The sequence below is a fragment of the Candidatus Soleaferrea massiliensis AP7 genome, from assembly GCF_000820765.1.
In the GTDB taxonomy this organism is placed as follows: Bacteria; Bacillota; Clostridia; order Oscillospirales; family Ruminococcaceae; genus Soleaferrea; species Soleaferrea massiliensis.
Map to the genome: position 1 here is coordinate 1 of NZ_CCYH01000038.1, position 19,254 is coordinate 19,254.

A 19,254-nucleotide genomic window follows, 5' to 3' on the forward strand; every position below is an offset into this window, starting at 1 on the left:
TGGGTTCTAAACTGCTGGAACACCAGTGGGTTCTAAACTGCTGGAACACCAGTGGGTTCTAAACTGCTGGAACACCAGTGGGTTCTAAACTGCTGGAACACCAGTGGGTTCTAAACTGCTGGAACGCCCCCGTTTTGGACAACGGTCCAAAACGGGGGCGTTCTGTTATCGCTGGTATTCGTTTAGATACCCTTCAAAATATCCAGCTTGAGCTGAACCAGATCAAAGATGTTGATGCTGCCGTCGCCATAGTAATCGGCTGCCTTCTCCTGTGCCGCGGAGTATTCTCCTCTGCCCAGGATCATGCTCTTGATGTTGATCAGATCGGCGACACCTTTGATTCCATTGCCGTCCATATCGCCCAAAACCGCCAGCGCAACTGTTTCAACAGTCTCGCCATCCATGGTCAGTACGATCTGGCAGTCTGTGCCGGCTTTGCCGCCCTCTGCGAGCGGGTTTCCATCCTTGTCAAGGATCGAGAGCGTGCCCTCATTGATGTCAAACCGGCTGAGAATCTCCTGTGCATCCATATCGGCCGGAACCACGGCGATGCCGTCCGCTATTGTATAATCATAGGACATGATCTTGCATGGCTGTTCGGCGACATCCATCAAGAACTTCGCATCGGCCCAGTCCGCGTGGTCGTTGCTGTTGTTCTCCACCTTGTCGGCGACCAGCTTGACCTCTTTGACGTCTGTGATGTCCAGATCCACGAACTTCGCGCCGGTATTGTAACGCATCACACCGCTGTCATAGGACTCTGTGCCGTCCAGGTATACCTTGAACTGCACACTGCCCGCGCGGTTGTTGTACTGCGTGTAGTCCACGCCGATCCAGGACTGGAACCTTGTAAGGCCCATACCCTCGACGTCGTAGATGATTGTGGAATCCGCATGGGTGCCAAGACCCTTTTCATAGGTGACCGGGCCGCCGACGTCGTCATGATAGAGGTTCAGCGGAACGCCTTCAATCTCTTGATCCTTCTGGACCGGATGTCCGGACCATCCGCTGGTCGCGCTGACCCAATCGAGATCGCTCAGGTAAACGGCTCCGTCGTTGCGGATGACAAAGCTGTAGACCTTCTCGCTGCCGTCCGGCGCCGTGACGGTCGCCTGCACCTTGTTCGCGCCCTTGTACAGAGGAATCTCGCCGTCCACGGTGTTGTCCTCCGATATAAATTCGATGCCGTTTGCGCGCACCGTGATCCTTGCGCCGAGATCCTCCGCCATCATGCTGAACACGGTGGACTCGTTGTAGCTGGAACCGGTGTAGCTGAGCTGTCCGGTCTGGAAGACGTCGTTCAGTTTCACGCCGCTGAACGATGCCGCTTCGAGGTTGCTGTTGTCCTCCTTGGCGACCTTCACCTGTACGGTGTAGTACTGGATGGCACCCATCGATTCGGATTTGACCGCCACCGTAAATTTGTTGCTGCCGGGCTGTGCTTCACAGGTAATAGCCGAACCCGCTGTGACCGTATGTCCATTCGATACGATGATTTCGGAGCGCGCGTTCTCCGCGCTCGCCTCCAGTGTGAAGGACATCGGCTCGTCCGAAGCAATCAGATATTCGGTCTTGGCCGGATCAAAGCCCTCGATGGTCTGGCCGTTGATCTTCAGGTCGGACAGGTTCGCGTCACGGTAGCCGTTGCGGACCACGACCACGCGGTACTGTTCCGTGGTTTCGCCGTCCGGCGCGGTGACATCCATGTAGATGTAGTTGAGGCCGGAGAGCAGCGTGATCTCTTCGTCAAACGCGGCGACATCCTGTGCAAGGATCTCATCATTGACCTTAACGGTCATCTTCGCGCCTGCGTTCTGCACGGCGCAGCGCAGCGGAAGACTCTCGACATCCTGGGATACGCCGGTGATATAACGCATTGTGTTGTAAGCAAAGCTTGGGGAAAGCTGCGCTTCACCCATCTCGATGTTCGACAGCCATGCGTTCGGGGAAACCGCAATGCTGTTGCGGATGATCGTCACAACATATTCCTTCACAGTGCCGTCCGCGGCAATTACCTGGACTGTTACGGTATTTTCACCCTCATTGAGCGCGATGGTATCGCTGCTTTCTGCAGGTTTTCCGGGCCACTGCAGCGCTATCTGCGCTTCGCTGTTCTCCGCCTGTGCCGTGAGCCTGACAGCGTCTGCGCTGGTGACCGCCTGATAAGCTGTGGTATTTGCATCAAACGCCGGGGACAGCGCGATCACCGCACCGTTTTCCTTCTCCAGCTTCAGCGCCTTCAGATAGTTGTTGCCCTGCGGATTGCTGCGCGCCTTGATGGCCGCAGTTGCTTCGGTATAGACCGCATCTCCCGGAAGATTCATCACATCCGCCGGAATTACCGCCGCCTTGATGTATTTGCCTTCATAGTCCGCGGTCAGTCTCAGTGTCTTTCCGCTGACGCCGTCGATCTTGGTATATGCGCCGTCCGCGCTGTCCGCCATGAACCATGCGACAGCCGTCGCGCCCTCTTTATCGCCGTTCGGGTCGGAGAAGTCGTAGCTGACCGAAAGGGTATCTCCGACAGCCGCTTCGCTCGCGCCCAGCGTCACATTCTGTGCCGACGGGGCCTCGTTCTCATAGGCGAATACCTGTGGTTCGCCGTTGATGGTCAGATCCTCCCACCGGTATACATTTCCGTTTCCGTTGCCCGAAGCCGCCCACATGGTGAGCCGCAGATCGCTGTTGCCGACCGTGTTGTTGTCCGTCTCGCCGATCTTCGTCCAGTCGGCATCGGTCAGGCGTTTATAATAACCTTCGAAATGGTTGTCCCTCTTGACAATCTTAAAGTAGACCTCATTGTCGGCGATCTTGCCGGTGCGGATCGCTTCGCTGCCCTTCGCGTTGGATTCGGTGACCAGCAGCGTTCCCAGATGGTTTTTCTTCTGCACACCGACAAAGTTGTCATAATCCTTCAGGATGCCGAAGCCGGTTTCTTCATAGGTGGCCTTGGTGTTGCCGACCAGCTTGACGGTCGCCTCATAGTTTGTTCCGTCCGGAATCGGGAAGGAGATCAGCGTCTCCGGCTGGTTGCGCGAATCGAAGAACGCATATTTGTTCGATACGACCTGGCTGATGCTGTTCGCGCTGTTGATCCACCACGCGCCCTCCAGTTCGTGTTCGATGTTCGGCACCACAGTATAGCCCGGTATCGCGACTGAAATCAGCTTCGAGCCGGATACGCCGTTGGCGCTGACCGCTTTGACCTCCACAACACCGTTTTTGACCGCGGTCAGAACGCCGTTCTGATCGATCGTGGCTGCGGCAGACGCCGCGCCGGTCGCCGCATCCAGCGCATACCAGGTCACATTCTGCGACGCTTCGGCCGGGGCGACCTGTGCGTTCATCTGTGCGGTGTCGCCTGCTGCACCCAGAACATCCTTATCGGAACTGACCGCAACCGATTTGGCCGGGAACGCCGATCCTCCGGCGACCACAACCGGGATGTAGTTGCTTTCACAGACAGTGTCGTCCGCTGTGGTGATCACGGCATAGACCTGCGCGGAGCCTGTGCCCACCGCTTCGATGGAATTGCCGCTCTCATCGATCCGGATGACATCCTCATCAGAGCTGACATACTGTACCTTGCAGCCCTCCAGCGGGTTGCTGTCGATGTTGCTCTGATTCAGCTTGAAATCGTCGTCCAGAACGGTCACCTCGCTGGTATCCATGTTGGAGGTGGTTGCGCTCTTGTTGAGTCCCGCGCCGTAGGTATTGCCGGAAAGCTCGACGTTTTTGCAGTAATTGAACTGGAACAGCGTCGCGTTGTGCACGGCGGTATCCATATCGAGACTCAGCTGCGCGGTCTCCCCCGGCGTAAGCTCGGTTTTGGCCGCCGTCAGCGTGCTGTTGACGTCGTCATCCGCGCGCTTGATGATATTGTTGCGTATTTTGACATTTTCCACATTGGTCAATGTTACAGCCGCGGTGTTTTTCAGCAGGAAGGTGTTTTCTTCGATCACCAGATTTTTATGCAGCGGATTGTTGCGGTCCGGATTCTGCACAACAGGGCCGAAGTTGATGACCGCCTGGTTGCACAGCTCGAAGGTGTTGCCGCGGATGATGACGTCGCGGCAGTAACCCGACTCATACCAGCTGTTCGCATCGTCTGAGATAAAGATGCTGTGCATGTTCGTATTTTTAAACACATTGTTTTCAATGACAACTTTTTTACGGGTTGTACACAGAATGCCGCGCACCGGGGACTGGTCAAAGATGCAGTCGGTGATCTCGACCTCCGGCGTGTAGGTGATGTTCTCCACCACATAGCCGCTCGGCGTTCCGTTCAGAATCTCCTCCGGAAGATCGCGGTCGAATGTCAGGGTGATCAGCTTGCGCGCTTCTTTATCGTAGCTCTCCTGAGGCGGATTGACCACCTCGGTGACGACGGCGTTCTTATTCTCATCGGTTCCCACCGCGTTTAAGGTGGAACGCTTGATAAATTCGACCTCATCGCCGACATAGTAGTTCGGGAAGCCGTAGGTCTCAGGCTGCATATAGCGCACACGGATTTTATTCGGCGCAAGGACTTCCTCGATCTGCAGGAAGGTACCGTGGATGTTGATCGGATCGTCATGCGGATTGACAAAGTGGCAGTTCTTCACCGTGATTTTGCCCTTACAGCCGGACATCTGAACCATATCCGCACAGGCCGCGCTGACATTTCCCTTGCGCGGATCGGTGATGGTGTCCACATTGTCCAAGGTCACGTTCTCCGTAAACTGTCCGACAATGCCGAAGGAATACATGAAATAGCTGTGGACGTCCCGGATGGTGACATCCTTGCTCTCCCACAATAAAACGGATGGGTTGTCGCGCACCGTTCCATGCATCTGGGTATTGTATCCGGCCTTGACCGGCGTCGCCGTCGAGTAGTGGAAGCGCACCCGGCGGTTTCCAAGCTCCTCGATGGATGTGCAGTTTGAGAACAGCGCCGGTGAACCGCCGGTACGGTAAAGCTCTCCGGTATTGAGTTCGTTGACCAGCGTATAGTAATAATCCTCGATTGTCCAGTAGCGTTCTCCGGTTTTCGGGCTTTCCTCCCCGTAGAATGCCAGCTTATTGCCTTTGATTTCATATTCATAGCAGTCCGGGATATACACATCGGCTGTGTTGTCCCCAACAGATTCGACGGTGATATCGATGGAGAACGGCCTTGCGAAATCATATGAAAGGTTTTGAATCGTGACGTTTTCGCAGCCGATGACGGCAAAGCTCATCATCTTGCCATGATAGATCAGCTTGGAGCCGTTGCCTTCCAGTGTGACATCCTTCATATCCTCAAGCAGGATGCCAATGGTCCTGATGGCGTTCTCCTCTTCGGGCGTGCTGCTCGGGGTCGTCGCGTTGGAGATGTAGATCCTGCGCACGATCGCGTCATCCGGCCAGAGGTTGTATTCGCCCTTCGGAAAACTGATGGTGACCGGTCCGTCCACCTGTTTGGCGGCTTCGATCGCCTTCTGAATCGGAATGACGCTGTCAGTCCTGCCGCTCGGATCGGCGCCGTAATCGGTGACGTCGATGATCGTGGTATCCGAATCCGCGGCCGACGCGGAGAATGTCAGTCCGGTCAGACAGCTTGTCAAAATCATCGAGAGGATGCATAGCCATGAGATGGTTCTTTTCATTGTTTTCATGCTGAAACTCCTTTTCATTTTGTTTTTAAGCGATTATCTGCAGATCCTTCAGGCTGCCTCCTTCCTTTCATGCTGCAGACTTGGATTGGCCTATGTGGTGTTTTGTTGCCATATATTTTCATACAAACTTCATTATAATTTTACTATATTTCAACAACAGTTTCTACTGGCAGAATCCACGTATTTTCATTATTTTTTTGTATAGACCATACAACTATTTTATTTATTTCTCGTTCAACCTGTAAAAAAAACACAAAAAAGGAATGACGCAAACGTCATTCCTTTTTTATTTCGATATTCAGTAAAATCAGAATCTATTCAGCCAGTTTCTATAGGCTTCGGGCAACATACCAGCTGACTCTGCAAGCGAAAGCTTCGCACTGCTTTTGGAAGCAGCTGGCGTTTCCTCAGAGGCAGCGCTCTGCTCCTCGGACGCGCCCGACAGCACACCGGCAGAGCTTTCTTCCCCGCCGCCCTGCTGCTGTTTGTTCGCAAATTCCTTCTTGGCGATTTCAATGACCTCTAGCGCCTTCTGGAGCTGCGAATCATTCGCCTCCGCAAGCGCCACTTCGCCGCTGAGCACATCCGCCGGCAGCTGCACCTCATAGTCCGGCTTGACGCCGATGCCGTCAAAATTGTCGCTCATCGGCGGATTGTATTTCGCCACGGTCAGATCCAGTGCCGAGCCGTCGGACAGCTGGAACACGGTCTGCATGGAGCCCTTGCCAAAGGTCTTCGCACCGACCGACTTTGCCTTATCGTAATCCTTCAGCGCCTGTGTGAACAGCTCCGCGGCACTTGCGGACTTCTCGTTCGTGATGACAACCATCGGCAGCTCCACCTCGTCCGCATCGGACTCCTTGAGCACCTCGGTCTTGCCGTTTTTATAGGTAGCCGATACAATCGTACCCTCCGGCAGCAGGATGTCCAGAATGTCCGCGACCGAATTGATCGTGCCGCCCGGATTGCCGCGCACATCGAAGATCAGCGACTGCGCGCCCTGGTCCGCCAGTTCATCCAGCGCATCCTGGAACTGCGTCGTGGTGGAATCATTGAATTCGGTGATCTTGATGTAGCCGTTCTGATCGCCGATCATCTTGGATTCGACCGTCCTGATCTCAAACTGCCTGCGGGTGATTTCGGTTGTGATCTCCTGCGTGTCGCGGTGGATCACAATGGTCACCTTGGTGCCGGCCTCCCCGCTGAGCTTGTCGATCGCATCGCTGTAATTGTTGGTTGTGATATCCAAATCGTCCACCTTGACGATCAGGTCCCCTTCTTTAAGACCCGCAGACTCGGCGGGAGACTCATCGTACACCTGTTTGACCTTGATATAACCGCTGGCGTCCTTCTCGGAACCGATGCCGATGCCGACCATCTTGCCGGTGTAGGAGTCCATCAGCTGCTTGTACTGCTTTGCAGTCAGATAGGTTCCGTAGGTGTCCCCGGTTCCCCGGATATAGCCGTCCGCAATTTCATCGTTCAGATATTCCTCGTCGATGGTCCCAATATAGTTCTGACGGACCAGACGGTCGACCTCCGCCACCTTGGTGTACATGTTTTCCCGTTCTTCCAGGCTGAGAACCTTCTCATTGAAGCTCTGCATCGAGAAGACCATGGTGATCGAAAACGTGACGGCAATGGTGATGATGATTGCAGACAATGCCGCGCCAAGTGATATTTTTTTATTCATAACATACTCCTAACATCATGTCCTGTTCAAATATGAAGTCAGCGCAAACCGTATTGCACGCTTATAAAAAGTATGGCAGTATTCCGCCGAGGATAAACCATCTTTTTCATCATTTAAAATGGCTCATCGGGTCGGTGGTCTCATTGTTGACGCGGACCTCAAAATGCAGATGCGGCCCGGTGGACCAGCCGGTGCTGCCGACCTTTCCGACCACCTCGCCTTTGGAAACCTCCTGTCCCGGCTTGACCAGGACCTCGTCACAATGGGCATACAATGTGGAGATACCGCCGCCGTGGTCGATCTGGAAGTAGTTTCCGTATCCGTTCGGCATCCAGCCCACCACAATGACGATGCCGGAATTGGCCGCAACAATGTCCTTGCCGCGCGCGCCCCCGCCGGTGATATCGGTGCCGGTGTGGAAATCCGCTCCGCCGAAGCGGGAGCCATATGGCGAGGAAATCGTGTAATATCCCGGAAGCGGCCAGGCAAGGTCGCCGCCCGCATATTCCTCGCTGAGCTCAAACTGGCCGATGGCCTCGCTGTACTTTTGATTCACCTCGTCCCGGATTGCCTTCATCCGCCGGACGGTCTGTTCCCTGTTGTCAATAAATTGACGTTCCAGTTCCTCTATATTGCTAATCTGGTCGACAATCTCACGTTTCTTCTCGGCCAGCTGAGTTTTCTTCTTTTCAACCTCTTTTTTGTTGGACTCCATGTCTTTCTGATCCTTTTCGAGCCGGGTTTTCTCATTGGTCAGCCCCTCCATTTCGCTGGTCAGGGACTCGATCAGCTCGTTGTCATGCTCTGTGATCCGCTCCACCGTGTCGGTCCGGGTCAGCATATCGGTATAACTCTGAGCGCCCAGAAAAATCTCCAAAAGGGAGGTATCCCCCACCATATACATGGCGCGCAGACGCTTTTTAAACAGCTCGAACTTGTCTTCGACGTCGACCTGCTTCTTTTCAATCGCTTGTTTTTTATCCTCAATCCCCTCACCCAGCAGTTTTCCCTGGGTGTTCAGCACCTTCAGCTGCCGTTCAATCAGGACGATGTCCCGCTGCAGCTTCTGCTTTTCGATCTCTTTTTTCTGTTTGTCGTTTTGTACCTCCGAAGACTTCTGCTTGAGTTCCTCCTGCTGCTGTTCCAGCTGTGCATACTGATCCTTCAAGCCCTGCAATTCATCCGGATTTTCGGACGAAGCCGGCGAACCGGATGTCTGGGAAACAGAGCTTTCGGATGACGTCCCGCTCGTCTGCGCCGCGAAGGGCGTTACCGTCAGACTGGAGAGCAAAACAAGAAATGATAAAATCAATGCGGTTACACTTCGTACATTCCTTTTCAGCATGATCATATGCCTCCTGGTATTTGCTTTCTGAGGTTCCAAAGGAAGGCAGTCCCAGAATGTGGATCTGCCTTCCCTTCCATGTCGTTATGTATTCGCTTAGAGGACGCTTTCCGGATCGATGCGGACGCCGTTCTTGTACACCTCAAAGTGCAGGTGCGGTCCGGTCGTCCAGCCGGTATCTCCGACCTTCGCAATCGTCTGGCCGCGGCTGACAGACTGTCCTTCCGAAACCAATATCGCGCTGGTGTGCGCGTACAGTGTCCGGTAGCCGTTTTCATGATCGATGATCAGGTATTTGCCCCAGCCGTCCGCATCCCAGCCGACGTACGCGACCCTGCCGGAATCCGCCGCCACAATGTCCGCGCCGTAGCAGCCGCTTCCCGTGATGTCGATGCCGCCGTGGTTATCGCCAAACTCCGGACGATAGCCGAAGTGGCAGATGATCCATCCGTAGCCCGGCATCGGCCAGGTGAATTCCCCGGTTCCAACCGACGGGGTGTTCGAAGAGCTCCCGCCGGAAGAACCGCCGGACGAGGATTCGCCGGATGAGCCGTTGCCGGAGGACTGGTTCTGCTGTGCCTCCTGCTGCTTTCTGCGTTCCTCTGCCTCCCGGTCTAGCTGTGCCATGACGTCATCAATCTCACTGTCCATGGCCTTCTGCTTCTCTTCAACCTCTTCAGCACTCTGCTGGTATTTCTCCATTTTGGTTGCGATATCGTTGAACGCCTTCTCGGCTTCGGCCATCTTGCTGTCAAGCTCGGTCTTTTTGGCGGTGGTTTCCTGCCGGCTCGCCTCCAGATCCTGCTTGTCCTGCTCGAGTTCGCTCTTGATCTGTTTAAGCTCTTCTATCTCCTTGAGCAGTGTTTCGATAAGCTCATTGTCATGCTGCGCGATACGGTTGACCGTATCCTTCTTGGTCAGCATGTCGGTATAGCTCTCCGAACCGAGGATGATTTCCAAAAGCGCGGTGTCCCCCGCCATATACATGGCGCGCAGGCGTTTCTTAAACAGTTCGTAGTTTTCATCAATCTGCTTTTCTTTTGCCTGAATGTCCTTTTCCCTCTGTTCAATGTTCTCGTTGAGCTTTGCCATTCGCTCATTCAGAATATCAATCTGCCCCTGGATCAATTCGACTTCCTGTACGAGCCGATCATACTCTGTAGCCGCTTCTTTCTTTTCCTGGTCGGCCTGACTGATCTTGTCCTGCAACTCCTTTTTCTGCTGCTCCAATGCACTGTACTGATTCTTTAAGCTGTCAAGTTCATCCTGTGTCGAAGCAGTGGAGACAAACAGCTGGGAGGTCATTAAAACGGTCAGGGCCAATACGAAGGAAACGGCCCTCTTGAGCTGATTTTTCTGCATGGTGCTTCCTACCCCCTGTTTCTCTTTATACCCTTAAATGCTTTCTAACAAATACGAAGCTGCCCAGAACGCCGATGAGCGAACCGCCCAGCGCAAACCCGCCGAAAAGCGGCCAAGCCATCTGGGTAAACGGCACAAAGGAACCGTACGCGCTCTGCAGCCAGCTCTGCGGATTGGCGATCAACCAGCTCATCAGCCAGTTGTAAGCGCCCCACAGGATAAAGAAGGATACAATCGCTGAGATCAGTCCCAGGATGATACCTTCCGCAATGAACGGCAGGCGTATAAACGAATCGGTCGCGCCGACATACTTCATAATGTTGATCTCTGTGCGTCTGGAAAAAACCGTGAGCTTGATGGTGTTCGCAATGATGATCAGCGTGACCACCGCCAAGATCAGGATGATAAACGATCCCGCAAAGGATACCGCATACCGGATGTTGACCAGCATGTCCGCGACATTGCGCGGCGCCTGCGTGCTCTCCACCCCTTTGAGGTGCTCGATATCCCGCACCGTATCATTGATGTATTCCAGATTTTTGAGCTGAACGACAAATTTATCCGGCAGCGGATTGTCTTTAAACAGGCCGTCAAATAAGGCTGCCGCATCGCCCATGTTTTCCATTTCTTTTAACAATGCCTCTTCCTTGGAAACGAAGGTGATGCCGCTCAGGTTGTCGTTGTCGCCAAGCTGGGCACGCAAATCTTCAATTTCCTGGTCGGTCACATCGTCGTCCAGAAAGACGACGACCTCGTTCTGGCTTTCCACATAGCCGACAAAGCTGTTCACGTTGATCGAAAACAGCATGGCGGCGCCCACAATCAGCAGGCAGGCAACCATAACGCCGACCGACGCAAAGGACATGAGACGGTTGTTCCATATATTTTTTGCGCCTTCCTTGATCAGGTAGGTAAAACTGCTTCCTTTCATTATGGCCTCCAATCTAACTCATCCGAATCAACTTCGCCTTCCTTCAGCACGAGAACGCGCTGGTTAAATTTTGTAACCAGATCGTGCTCATGCGTGACGACGACGACCGTTGTTCCGTATTTGTTGATCTCATTCAGGAGTTCCATAATTTCAAGGGACATTTCCGGGTCGATGTTTCCGGTTGGCTCGTCCGCGATGATCAGAGACGGGTTGTTGACCAGCGCGCGCGCCAGACTGACCCTCTGCTGCTCTCCGCCGGAAAGCTGCGTCGGGTAATTCCTGGCCTTCGATGAAAGTCCCACCAGTCCCAGGACATAAGGCACCCTGCGTCTGATGATTCGATTCGAAACATTTGTCACACGCAGCGCAAATGCGACGTTGTCAAACACCGTCATGGTCGGGATCAGCCGAAAATCCTGAAAAACCACGCCAAGGGTCCGGCGGAACTTCGGAATCTTCCGGCGTTTCAGCCGGTTCAGATTGTACCCGTTGACCTCCACCTCGCCGGATGTGGGCTTTTCCTCCCTTAAAATCAGTTTCATCAGCGTACTTTTTCCCGCTCCCGACGCGCCGACAATAAACACAAACTCTCCGTCTTTTATTTCCAAATTGATGTCCTTGAGCGCCTCGGTACCGTTCGCATAGCATTTGCTGACATCCGTAAATTTTATCACGTTTTATTTCGCCCCTTGGAATAAAGTCACCGTAAAAAGCATATTCCAAATACACACTTTCACTTTTTCAGGCTGAACCGGCATCCGCGCAGATACATCCCTATACCCCATGCTGTTCCGCGCGCCGAGGCCAATCAATATTTGATCGGATTGGCCGTCAGATATTTCTTGACCATCAATGCAACCTTGAAGACGATTGCATGGTCAAACTCCCTTAAATCAAGGCCGGTCAGCTTTTTAATCTTTTCTAGACGGTAAACCAGCGTATTGCGGTGTACAAACAGCTTTCTGGAGGTCTCGGACACGTTCAGGTTGTTCTCAAAGAAACGCTGAATCGTGAACAGCGTCTCATGGTCCAGACTTTCGATCGAACCCTTTTTGAAGACTTCCTGCAAAAACATCTCGCACAGCGTAGTCGGAAGCTGATAGATCAGCCTTGCGATGCCAAGGTTCTCATAGCTGACAATCGATTTCTCGTTGTCGAAAACCTTGCCGACTTCCAGCGCCACCTGCGCCTCCTTGAAGGAACGCGCAAGCTCCTTGATGCCCTGTACCGCCGTGCCGATGCCGACCGAGGTCCGGATGTAGAACTCGCTGCCCAGCGTGTCGACGATGGAACGCGCAAGCTTCTCCAGATCCTTGGTCTCGATGCCCGGTTTGATCTCCTTTACCAGCACGATATCCGATTCGCTGATGTTGAAGACAAAGTCCTTCTGCTTGTCCGGAAACAGGTTCTGGACAACATCCAGCGCCGAAATATCGGTGGAGGAGATGATTCTGATCAGTAGCACCACCCGGCTGACATCCGCGTTGAAATGGAGTTCCCTCGATTTCACATAGATGTCGCCCGGCAGAAAGTTGTCGAGAATCACATTTTTGATAAAATTGCTTCTATCGTATTTCTCATCATAGTACTGTTTTATACTCGAAAGGGAAATGGCCAGAATGTTCGCATACTTCATTGCGACCTCATCCGTTCCCTCGACAAATACCGCGTAGTCCGATTTTAAGCGGGTGCCAAACGGTTTGTAGGTGTATCCGTCCCTGATAAATACCTCAGGCGATTCGCCCAAATCCAAGGACACATACTCGCTTGTCTCGCCAATTTTGGACAGCTCGCTGCATGCGACCACGGTAGCGTTGTCATCGATGATGCCGATCGTCCGTTCAATGACATCCCGCATCTGATGGATCACGCCCTGAAAAAGCCTGTTAGACATATTCTTCCCCCTCTTTTTGTTGTTTGAACGGGATGTTTTGAGTTGCCTAAAAAACATCCCAACAAAGCCATCATATACATTGTACAAAATTTGAGCGCGTTTTGCAACATTTTGAATAATAAAACTTGCAAATATTTATTAATTTTTTATCAGACCCGGCGCAAAATCTCTATTTCATACAATTTTATGGGGGTATCATTGTCTATAACTATTTCAGTTGTAATATACTGGTATGTACAATCCTTTCTCTGCCGCCCGGGCAGAGAAAATAAAAAAACGCGCCCGGTTGAGAAGCGGCCTTCACAAACCGGGCTGGATGTTGTTCTTATATTGTTCTGTCAGACGCCCGGGGACACACCGTGTTACAGCGCAATGTTCTTTCCGCTGGATTTGTTGAAAAGGTACAGTGTCCCAGACTGCGGGTACTGTGCGATCTTTTTGGCCTTGCTTTCCTCGATGCACAGCACGACGTCTTCTTTTAATATGTCCGGCGCGGCTTTTTCCACCAGCTCGTCCGGTACCCTCAGCTTGATGCTGCTGTCGGAATAATAACAGAAATAGGCGCCGTCTTTGGTGTTCTTGATGGAACCGTCATAAAAATGAAACTGTGGACTCCCCAATATCTGTGCGACATGCACGTTTTTGGGCACGGAGAGAACCTCCCGGACCTCCCCGCTCTGCAGCACGACGCCATCCTCGATGATGGTCAGCTTTTCCGCCAGATCGAGAATCCCGTCGTTTTTTACGGTTGTACAGAGTATAACACAATCCAGCGCTTTCTGCACGGTTTTCAGTGCAGATTTAACGCTATTTTTATCTTCTGTTAAAACATCCTGCAGCGCTTCCTCGATCAAAATCGCCTTGGGCTGCTTGATGATCGCCTTGGCGAGCAGCACCATCAGCCGGTTGTACGCGCTGAGCTCGGCGGCCGGTTCGCTGAGGATATCCTCGATTTTCAGAAGCTTCACGGCATAGTTGATCCGGTCCGTGTCGATGGTGCGGTCCACGCCCATCAGGCTCTTGATGTTCTCCAGCACCGTCATATTCGGGTACAGCGTACTCTGCTTGAAGATCACCGCGACGCCGCGGTCCCGCGCATGCTTGGCTGTCACATCGGCCTCGTCGATGTAGATTTTGCCGGACATCACGGTGTCCAGCCCGGAAATCACCTTCAGCAGACAGAACAGGCTTTCCGCATTGGAGGACAGCACCACATGGATGGCGCTGCTCTCAAAGGAGATGCTCGCGTTGTTCAGCACGTCGGTCATTTCATAGCTCTTTTTGGATACAGATTTCAAATTAATACACTTCATCTATACACTTCACCCCACTGTATTCGGCCGACTGATCCGTTATGGCCGGTTCTGGCAACCAGTTTCCGATCTCTATGTTTTCTTATTTTTTCCAAACTTTCAGACTTTTCCACTGATACAATCATAACATATCGCGGCAATCTTTTAAACTAGTCAGATGACCAAAGTTTTTTGACGATTCCTTGTGATATTTACCCATAAATGCCCCCGGTAAAATTTCATTCACAGTCTTTTCATGCAAATTAAACCAACCTCGTTTGGGGTAAGCTCCCGGCATTCCCCGGGCTTCAGCGCATCATCCAGCGCGAGCGCGCCCATGCGCACCCGCTTGAGGGCCAGCACCCTTCTGCCGAAGGCCTCGAACATTCGTTTGATCTGATGGTACATCCCCTCGCAGATCGTGATCTGCACGTACGGATGCTCCGCGTCCCTTAAAATCCGCAGCTCTGCCGGGCGGCACAGCGTATCCCCGCCCAGGCTTACGCCCTGGTGGAACCGCCGGATGAGCTCGTCGTCCACCGGCCCGTCAATCTCGGCCTCATAGGTTTTGGGGATGTGGTTTTTGGGCGACAGGATGCGGTGTGCAAATTCACCGTCGTCGGTGATGAGGACAAATCCTTCAGTATCCCTGTCCAGCCGGCCTGCCGGAAACAGGTTTCTGCGCCGAAGCGCTTCCGGAAGCAGATCCAGCACCGTCTTCATCCTCCGGTCTTCGGTTGCGCTGACGACGCCCTTCGGCTTATTGAGCATGATATAGAGGTGCTTCTTAAACTGCAGCCGCTGAGAACTGATCTGGATCTGGTCCTCGTCGGGGTCCGCCTTGTGGTCCGAAGCCCGGATGCGTTCCCCGTTGACCCTGACCATCCCTTTCCTCACCAGGTCCTTGACCTGGCTGCGGGAATATTTTCCCTGCGACGCAATCAACTTGTCAATCCGTTCCTTTGCCAACTGCCGGCACCCCTTTCCAATGTTTGCATATCCTCAGTATATCACAGATCCCTGCCGGGTTGTTACCGAAATGACGGCCCGGCGTAAACTTTCTGCAACCGGCTCCGGGAACCGCGGCACAGGCATCCTGCCGGCCGCTTAATTGATGGTCTGGGGCTGATAAATTCGCTGGACAGTTCTATAAATGACGATGATTTGCTAAGGACGCCGGTCTGCAAAAACGGATTGCCCGCACATCTCATAAAGCCATAAACGCTGTGAGATGCAGCTCATCCAGTCCGCTGTACAAAACGGCTGATCACCAATCCGGCGGCAGCAAAAAAGCGGGGCCCGCTTCGGGGCCCCGCCTGTTTCATATCTCCTTTTCAATATCCTTTTTCAGCCGCTTGATGATGCGCTTTTCCAGCCTCGATATGTAGGACTGCGAGATGCCGATGATATCCGCTACCTCCTTCTGGGTGTGCTCCACACCGGTATTCAGACCGAAGCGAAGCTGCATAATCGTCCGTTCCCGGTCGCACAGCCGGTCCACCGCCTTGTGCAGGATGCCCTTCTCCACATCGTTTTCGATGTCCCGGTTGACACAGTCGTTGTCGGTGCCCAATACGTCGGAGAGCAGCAGCTCATTGCCGTCCCAGTCGATGTTCAGCGGCTCGTCGATGGAAACCTCGTTTTTCAGCGTTTGGCTTTTGCGCAGATGCATGAGAATTTCATTCTCGATGCAGCGCGACGCATAGGTCGCCAGCTTGATGTTCCGTTCCGGACAGAAGGTGTTGACCGCTTTGATCAGCCCGATGGTGCCGATTGAGATCAAATCCTCCACACAGACGCCGGTCGACTCAAACTTTTTCGCGATGTACACAACCAGACGAAGATTGTGCACGATCAGCGTCTGTCGCGCCTGGTCGGTATGGACCTTCAGATCCTCAAACACCCGCACCTCCTCTTCCCGCGAGAGCGGCGCCGGGAGCGTCTCAGGCCCGTTGATATAATGAACGTCCTTTTTCAGTTTCCACCTCAGAAGCAGCTGTTCCAGCTTCAGCCGCAGTCTGTCCAGCACATGCATTCCAGTCATGCCTCCCTGCAAATGAATTGACGGCCTTTCCGGCCAATCATATAAATCCACATCTTTCGATGCATTTCCAACAAACATCCGACAAATACAACCATACCGCCTGAATCAAAACCGCTTTGATGTACGCTTCATTCCGAAAAAACGAACGATTGAATCGCTTTAAAACCGTTCAATAAGAGCCCATTTCCTATTCATCCGCAAAAATGATTTCCGCCGCATCCGCATGCGGACGACCGGTCGTTTCACCGGCAGGCGAACAAGCCGCGGCATATATTACGTAGTATGTACCATCTGCATCTGCTCCCCAAACAGCGACGGGTTCAGCAGGATGTCGCAGTCCCGGCCCGCAAAGCTGTCCGGCGACACGGCGATCAGTACATCCCCGATGTCGCGTCGTTCCTTGTCGTTCTGCACAAAGAAGCGGTCCGGCCGGAAGGCTGGCAGGACACCGGCGCTTCCAACGCCGGCGTACGGCACCATCCGCAGCTTGCAGTAGAACGCGTCCTGCTTGTGCAGGTTCGCGGAAAAGGACTCCATATCGCGATAGAATTCCCCGAAATCCCGCGGCAGCAGCGTTTTGATCTTCTCATACGGACAGACCACGACCGGCGTATCAGAAAACGCATCGGTCAGCTTGTTTCCGGTGTCCACGAAGCCCTTGAGCAGCACCTCTTTGTGTCCCAGGCGCACCGTCACCATATAGTTCTCATGCGGCACTTTGTCCTTCTTGAGATGGCGGTTGACAAAGTAAAGGACCGCGTAGGCGCCGATGGTTGTAAAGATCAGGATCGGCACCGAAATGTTCACATAAAGCACGCCGTTCTGGTAAAGCATATTGTTGGGGCTGATCAGATACCAGACGCCCAGCGTACAGCCCGCAAACGCAAAGTTGACCGCAAAAAAACAGAGCAGCAGCTTGCAGTAGGCCCTCCAGTTGACGAAGCGGAACGCCGCGATCACAATCGTCGCGGACAGCGCGAGCCGGATGAGAAAGGTCAGCGGCAGCGGCATTTCCGGGAAAAAAATGGCGACAGAATACAACGCCCCGAGCAGCGAGGCCGCCAGAAGCCGGCCGCGCGAGGTGTGGCGGCTGCCGATTTTCATGGTTGCCAGCAGCAGGAAGTAATTGATAAACAGATTGATAAAAAACAGTACGTCCAAATAAACAACAGTTTTTTGCAATTCCTATCACAGCCCAGTCAGGTTTTTGATATTGAAAAAAGCCGCCGGTCTTCAGCCGGCCTGCCAGTACCTATTATATGAGTTTGTCTTCCTGTAATATGTCGAAATAGAAATATATTCCCAATATATTTTTCTTAGAACCCCGCGGCCCCTCCGCACACCCGTAGCCGCGGTGATTTTACATTTTAGCCATTGAAATGGTGTTCTTTTTATTGTAGAATGAAGTTTAAGTATCAACGCTTCGGCGGCTGAAAACGGGGCTTTTCTATCTTTCACAGGGAAACGCACCCGTATTTTTTCTACAATGCAGGGCCATTGGCCTGAAACCATGAAAGGAACATCTACTTGTTTGGATATATCAAACCGCTGAAACCGGAGCTCAAGGTCAAGGAGGCCGCACAGTACGACGGCATGTACTGCGGGCTGTGCAAACAGCTGGGCCTGTCCTTCGGGCCGTTCCTGCGCCTGTCCCTGAGCTACGATTTCACCTTTCTCTCGATGCTGAAGGCATCGCTGGACGACAGCTGCCCTAAATATGAAACCAAACGGTGCATACTGAATCCGCTGCGGAAGAAATCCTGCTGCGCGTCCAGCGAGCCGCTCATCTTCAGCGCCAGCATCGCGATGCTGCTCCTTTACTACAAGGTGAAGGACAATCTCAAGGATTCCGGTTTCTTCGGCAGACTGGGCAGCCTGTGCCTGCTGCCGCTCGTCTCATCCGCCCGCAAAAAGGCGCTGAAGCGCTTCGCCGGACACGACCGGGTCATCGCCGCCTGCATGGAGGATCAGGCCGTACTGGAACAGGACGGCTGCACCGATGTGGACAGGGCCTGCGAGCCCACCGCGAAGATGCTGGAATTCATCTGCGTATCTTTATCGGAAGATCCGACTGAACGGCGCATCCTTTCCAGGACGGGATACCTTCTCGGACGCTGGATCTATATGATGGACGCGCTCGACGACCTCGAGAAGGATATCAAACAGAAAAGCTTCAACCCGTTCCTGCCGGCCGACCGTTCGGATGTGTCCGGACAGGATCTGAAGGAAATCCGGGAAAACGCGGCCGGTTCGATCAACCTGACGATGGCCGAGGTGGTCAGTTCCTATGAACTGCTGCCGGTCCGGCATTTCAAACCGATTTTGGACAACATTGTCTATCTGGGCCTGCGGGAAACCTGCAGCCAACTACTGTTAAAAGGAGAAAAATAAATGGCTAACGACCCGTATCAAGTACTAGGCGTCTCCCCCAACGCGAGCGACGACGAAATCAAATCGGCTTACCGTGAGCTTGCGAAGAAGTACCATCCCGACAACTACGCGAACAATCCGCTTTCCGATCTGGCCGCGCAGAAGATGCAGGAGATCAACGAAGCATACGACACCATCATCAACGCACGCCGTACTTCGAAGAACAACGCAGGCGGCCAGCAGGGCTACAACGCGAACGCAGCCGGTTCCCAGTTCCCGGATGTGCGCAGGTTGATCGGCCAGAACCGGATTGACGATGCGGAGGAGATTCTCAACGGCGTCGCGGAGCTTTCCCGGAATGCCGAATGGTATTATCTGAAAGGCATGATCTTCTACCGCCGCGGCTGGATGGACCAGGCCATGAGCTACTATGCCAGGGCCGTGCAGATGGAACCGGGCAATCGGGAGTACGCCACCGCCTACCAGCAGATGAACTATCAGCGTCAGACCGGCACCAACCCGAATTATCAGGGCGGATACAACACCAGGCCCGCCGGCGGCGGATGTACAATGTGCGACTGCTGTACCGCTTATCTGTGTACCGACTGTCTGTGTGACTGCTGCTGCCGATAGGTTTGATATAGGTTTTGATACGCCGGCATGCAACGATAAACGACGGTACGGATG

Annotated in this window: 13 protein-coding genes; 2 read left to right on the forward strand and 11 right to left on the reverse strand. The window is 53.3% G+C overall.

Features of this window, described 5'->3' with window-relative positions; genetic code table 11:
- Positions 1-182: 182 nt before the first annotated feature.
- From BN348_RS13265 to BN348_RS09425, 11 genes are all read right to left on the reverse strand, one after another.
- Positions 183-5,636 carry an NPCBM/NEW2 domain-containing protein gene (locus BN348_RS13265; RefSeq protein ID WP_052446860.1) on the reverse strand — a complete coding sequence of 1,818 codons (5,454 nt, stop codon included), beginning with the start codon at positions 5,634-5,636 and terminating at the stop codon, positions 183-185.
- A 307-nt stretch (positions 5,637-5,943) separates the two neighbouring features.
- Positions 5,944-7,329, reverse strand: a complete 1,386-nt coding sequence (locus BN348_RS09380) for a S41 family peptidase (protein ID WP_052446861.1) — start codon at positions 7,327-7,329, stop codon at positions 5,944-5,946.
- 109 nt (positions 7,330-7,438) lie between these two features.
- On the reverse strand, positions 7,439-8,674 hold the full coding sequence (locus BN348_RS13270) for a murein hydrolase activator EnvC family protein (RefSeq protein WP_052446862.1): 1,236 nt from the start codon (positions 8,672-8,674) through the stop codon (positions 7,439-7,441).
- Positions 8,675-8,770: 96 nt separating this feature from the next.
- Positions 8,771-10,036, reverse strand: coding sequence for a murein hydrolase activator EnvC family protein (locus tag BN348_RS14325; protein WP_052446863.1), 1,266 nt, complete (start codon positions 10,034-10,036; stop codon positions 8,771-8,773).
- A gap of 25 nt (positions 10,037-10,061) precedes the next feature.
- Positions 10,062-10,967 (reverse strand): permease-like cell division protein FtsX, encoded by a 906-nt coding sequence (ftsX, locus tag BN348_RS09395; RefSeq protein ID WP_040197675.1) that lies wholly within the window; start codon positions 10,965-10,967, stop codon positions 10,062-10,064.
- Entirely contained in the window at positions 10,967-11,641 is a 675-nt protein-coding gene (gene ftsE, locus BN348_RS09400) for a cell division ATP-binding protein FtsE (protein WP_040197676.1), read from the reverse strand. The genes ftsX and ftsE overlap by 1 nt, the downstream gene beginning before the upstream one ends.
- A gap of 134 nt (positions 11,642-11,775) precedes the next feature.
- On the reverse strand, positions 11,776-12,861 hold the full coding sequence (locus tag BN348_RS09405) for a PucR family transcriptional regulator (protein WP_040197677.1): 1,086 nt from the start codon (positions 12,859-12,861) through the stop codon (positions 11,776-11,778).
- 362 nt (positions 12,862-13,223) lie between these two features.
- Positions 13,224-14,174: an ATP-binding cassette domain-containing protein gene (locus BN348_RS09410; RefSeq protein WP_082020912.1), complete on the reverse strand. Its 951-nt coding sequence runs from the start codon at positions 14,172-14,174 to the stop codon at positions 13,224-13,226.
- Between the two features lie 222 nt (positions 14,175-14,396).
- Entirely contained in the window at positions 14,397-15,122 is a 726-nt protein-coding gene (locus BN348_RS09415) for a pseudouridine synthase (RefSeq protein WP_242844337.1), read from the reverse strand.
- A gap of 352 nt (positions 15,123-15,474) precedes the next feature.
- Complete coding sequence (gene sigE / locus BN348_RS09420) at positions 15,475-16,188, reverse strand: RNA polymerase sporulation sigma factor SigE (protein WP_156136483.1); 714 nt, start codon at positions 16,186-16,188, stop codon at positions 15,475-15,477.
- 282 nt (positions 16,189-16,470) lie between these two features.
- A complete protein-coding gene (locus tag BN348_RS09425) occupies positions 16,471-17,358 on the reverse strand; it encodes a sigma-E processing peptidase SpoIIGA (protein ID WP_040197680.1) in 888 nt (295 codons plus the stop codon).
- Positions 17,359-17,724: 366 nt separating this feature from the next.
- Here BN348_RS09425 and BN348_RS09430 point away from each other — a divergent pair, with 366 nt between their 5' ends.
- The gene (locus BN348_RS09430) at positions 17,725-18,588 is read left to right on the forward strand and encodes a DUF5685 family protein (RefSeq protein WP_040197682.1); all 864 of its coding nucleotides are present in this window, start codon (positions 17,725-17,727) and stop codon (positions 18,586-18,588) included.
- A complete protein-coding gene (locus tag BN348_RS09435; protein WP_040197683.1) occupies positions 18,589-19,200 on the forward strand; it encodes a J domain-containing protein in 612 nt (203 codons plus the stop codon). It abuts the gene before it with no gap.
- The last annotated feature ends 54 nt before the right edge of the window (positions 19,201-19,254 follow it).

Excerpts from the sequence above, each read along its gene's own strand:
- BN348_RS13265 (WP_052446860.1), bottom strand. The coding sequence starts at position 5,636 with ATGAAAACAATGAAAAGAACCATCTCATGGCTATGCATCCTCTCGATG.
- BN348_RS09380 (WP_052446861.1), bottom strand. The coding sequence starts at position 7,329 with ATGAATAAAAAAATATCACTTGGCGCGGCATTGTCTGCAATCATCATC.
- BN348_RS13270 (WP_052446862.1), bottom strand. The coding sequence starts at position 8,674 with ATGCTGAAAAGGAATGTACGAAGTGTAACCGCATTGATTTTATCATTT.
- BN348_RS14325 (WP_052446863.1), bottom strand. The coding sequence starts at position 10,036 with ATGCAGAAAAATCAGCTCAAGAGGGCCGTTTCCTTCGTATTGGCCCTG.
- ftsX (WP_040197675.1), bottom strand. The coding sequence starts at position 10,967 with ATGAAAGGAAGCAGTTTTACCTACCTGATCAAGGAAGGCGCAAAAAAT.
- BN348_RS09405 (WP_040197677.1), bottom strand. The coding sequence starts at position 12,861 with ATGTCTAACAGGCTTTTTCAGGGCGTGATCCATCAGATGCGGGATGTC.
- BN348_RS09410 (WP_082020912.1), bottom strand. The coding sequence starts at position 14,174 with ATGAAGTGTATTAATTTGAAATCTGTATCCAAAAAGAGCTATGAAATG.
- sigE (WP_156136483.1), bottom strand. The coding sequence starts at position 16,188 with ATGCATGTGCTGGACAGACTGCGGCTGAAGCTGGAACAGCTGCTTCTG.
- BN348_RS09435 (WP_040197683.1), top strand. The coding sequence starts at position 18,589 with ATGGCTAACGACCCGTATCAAGTACTAGGCGTCTCCCCCAACGCGAGC.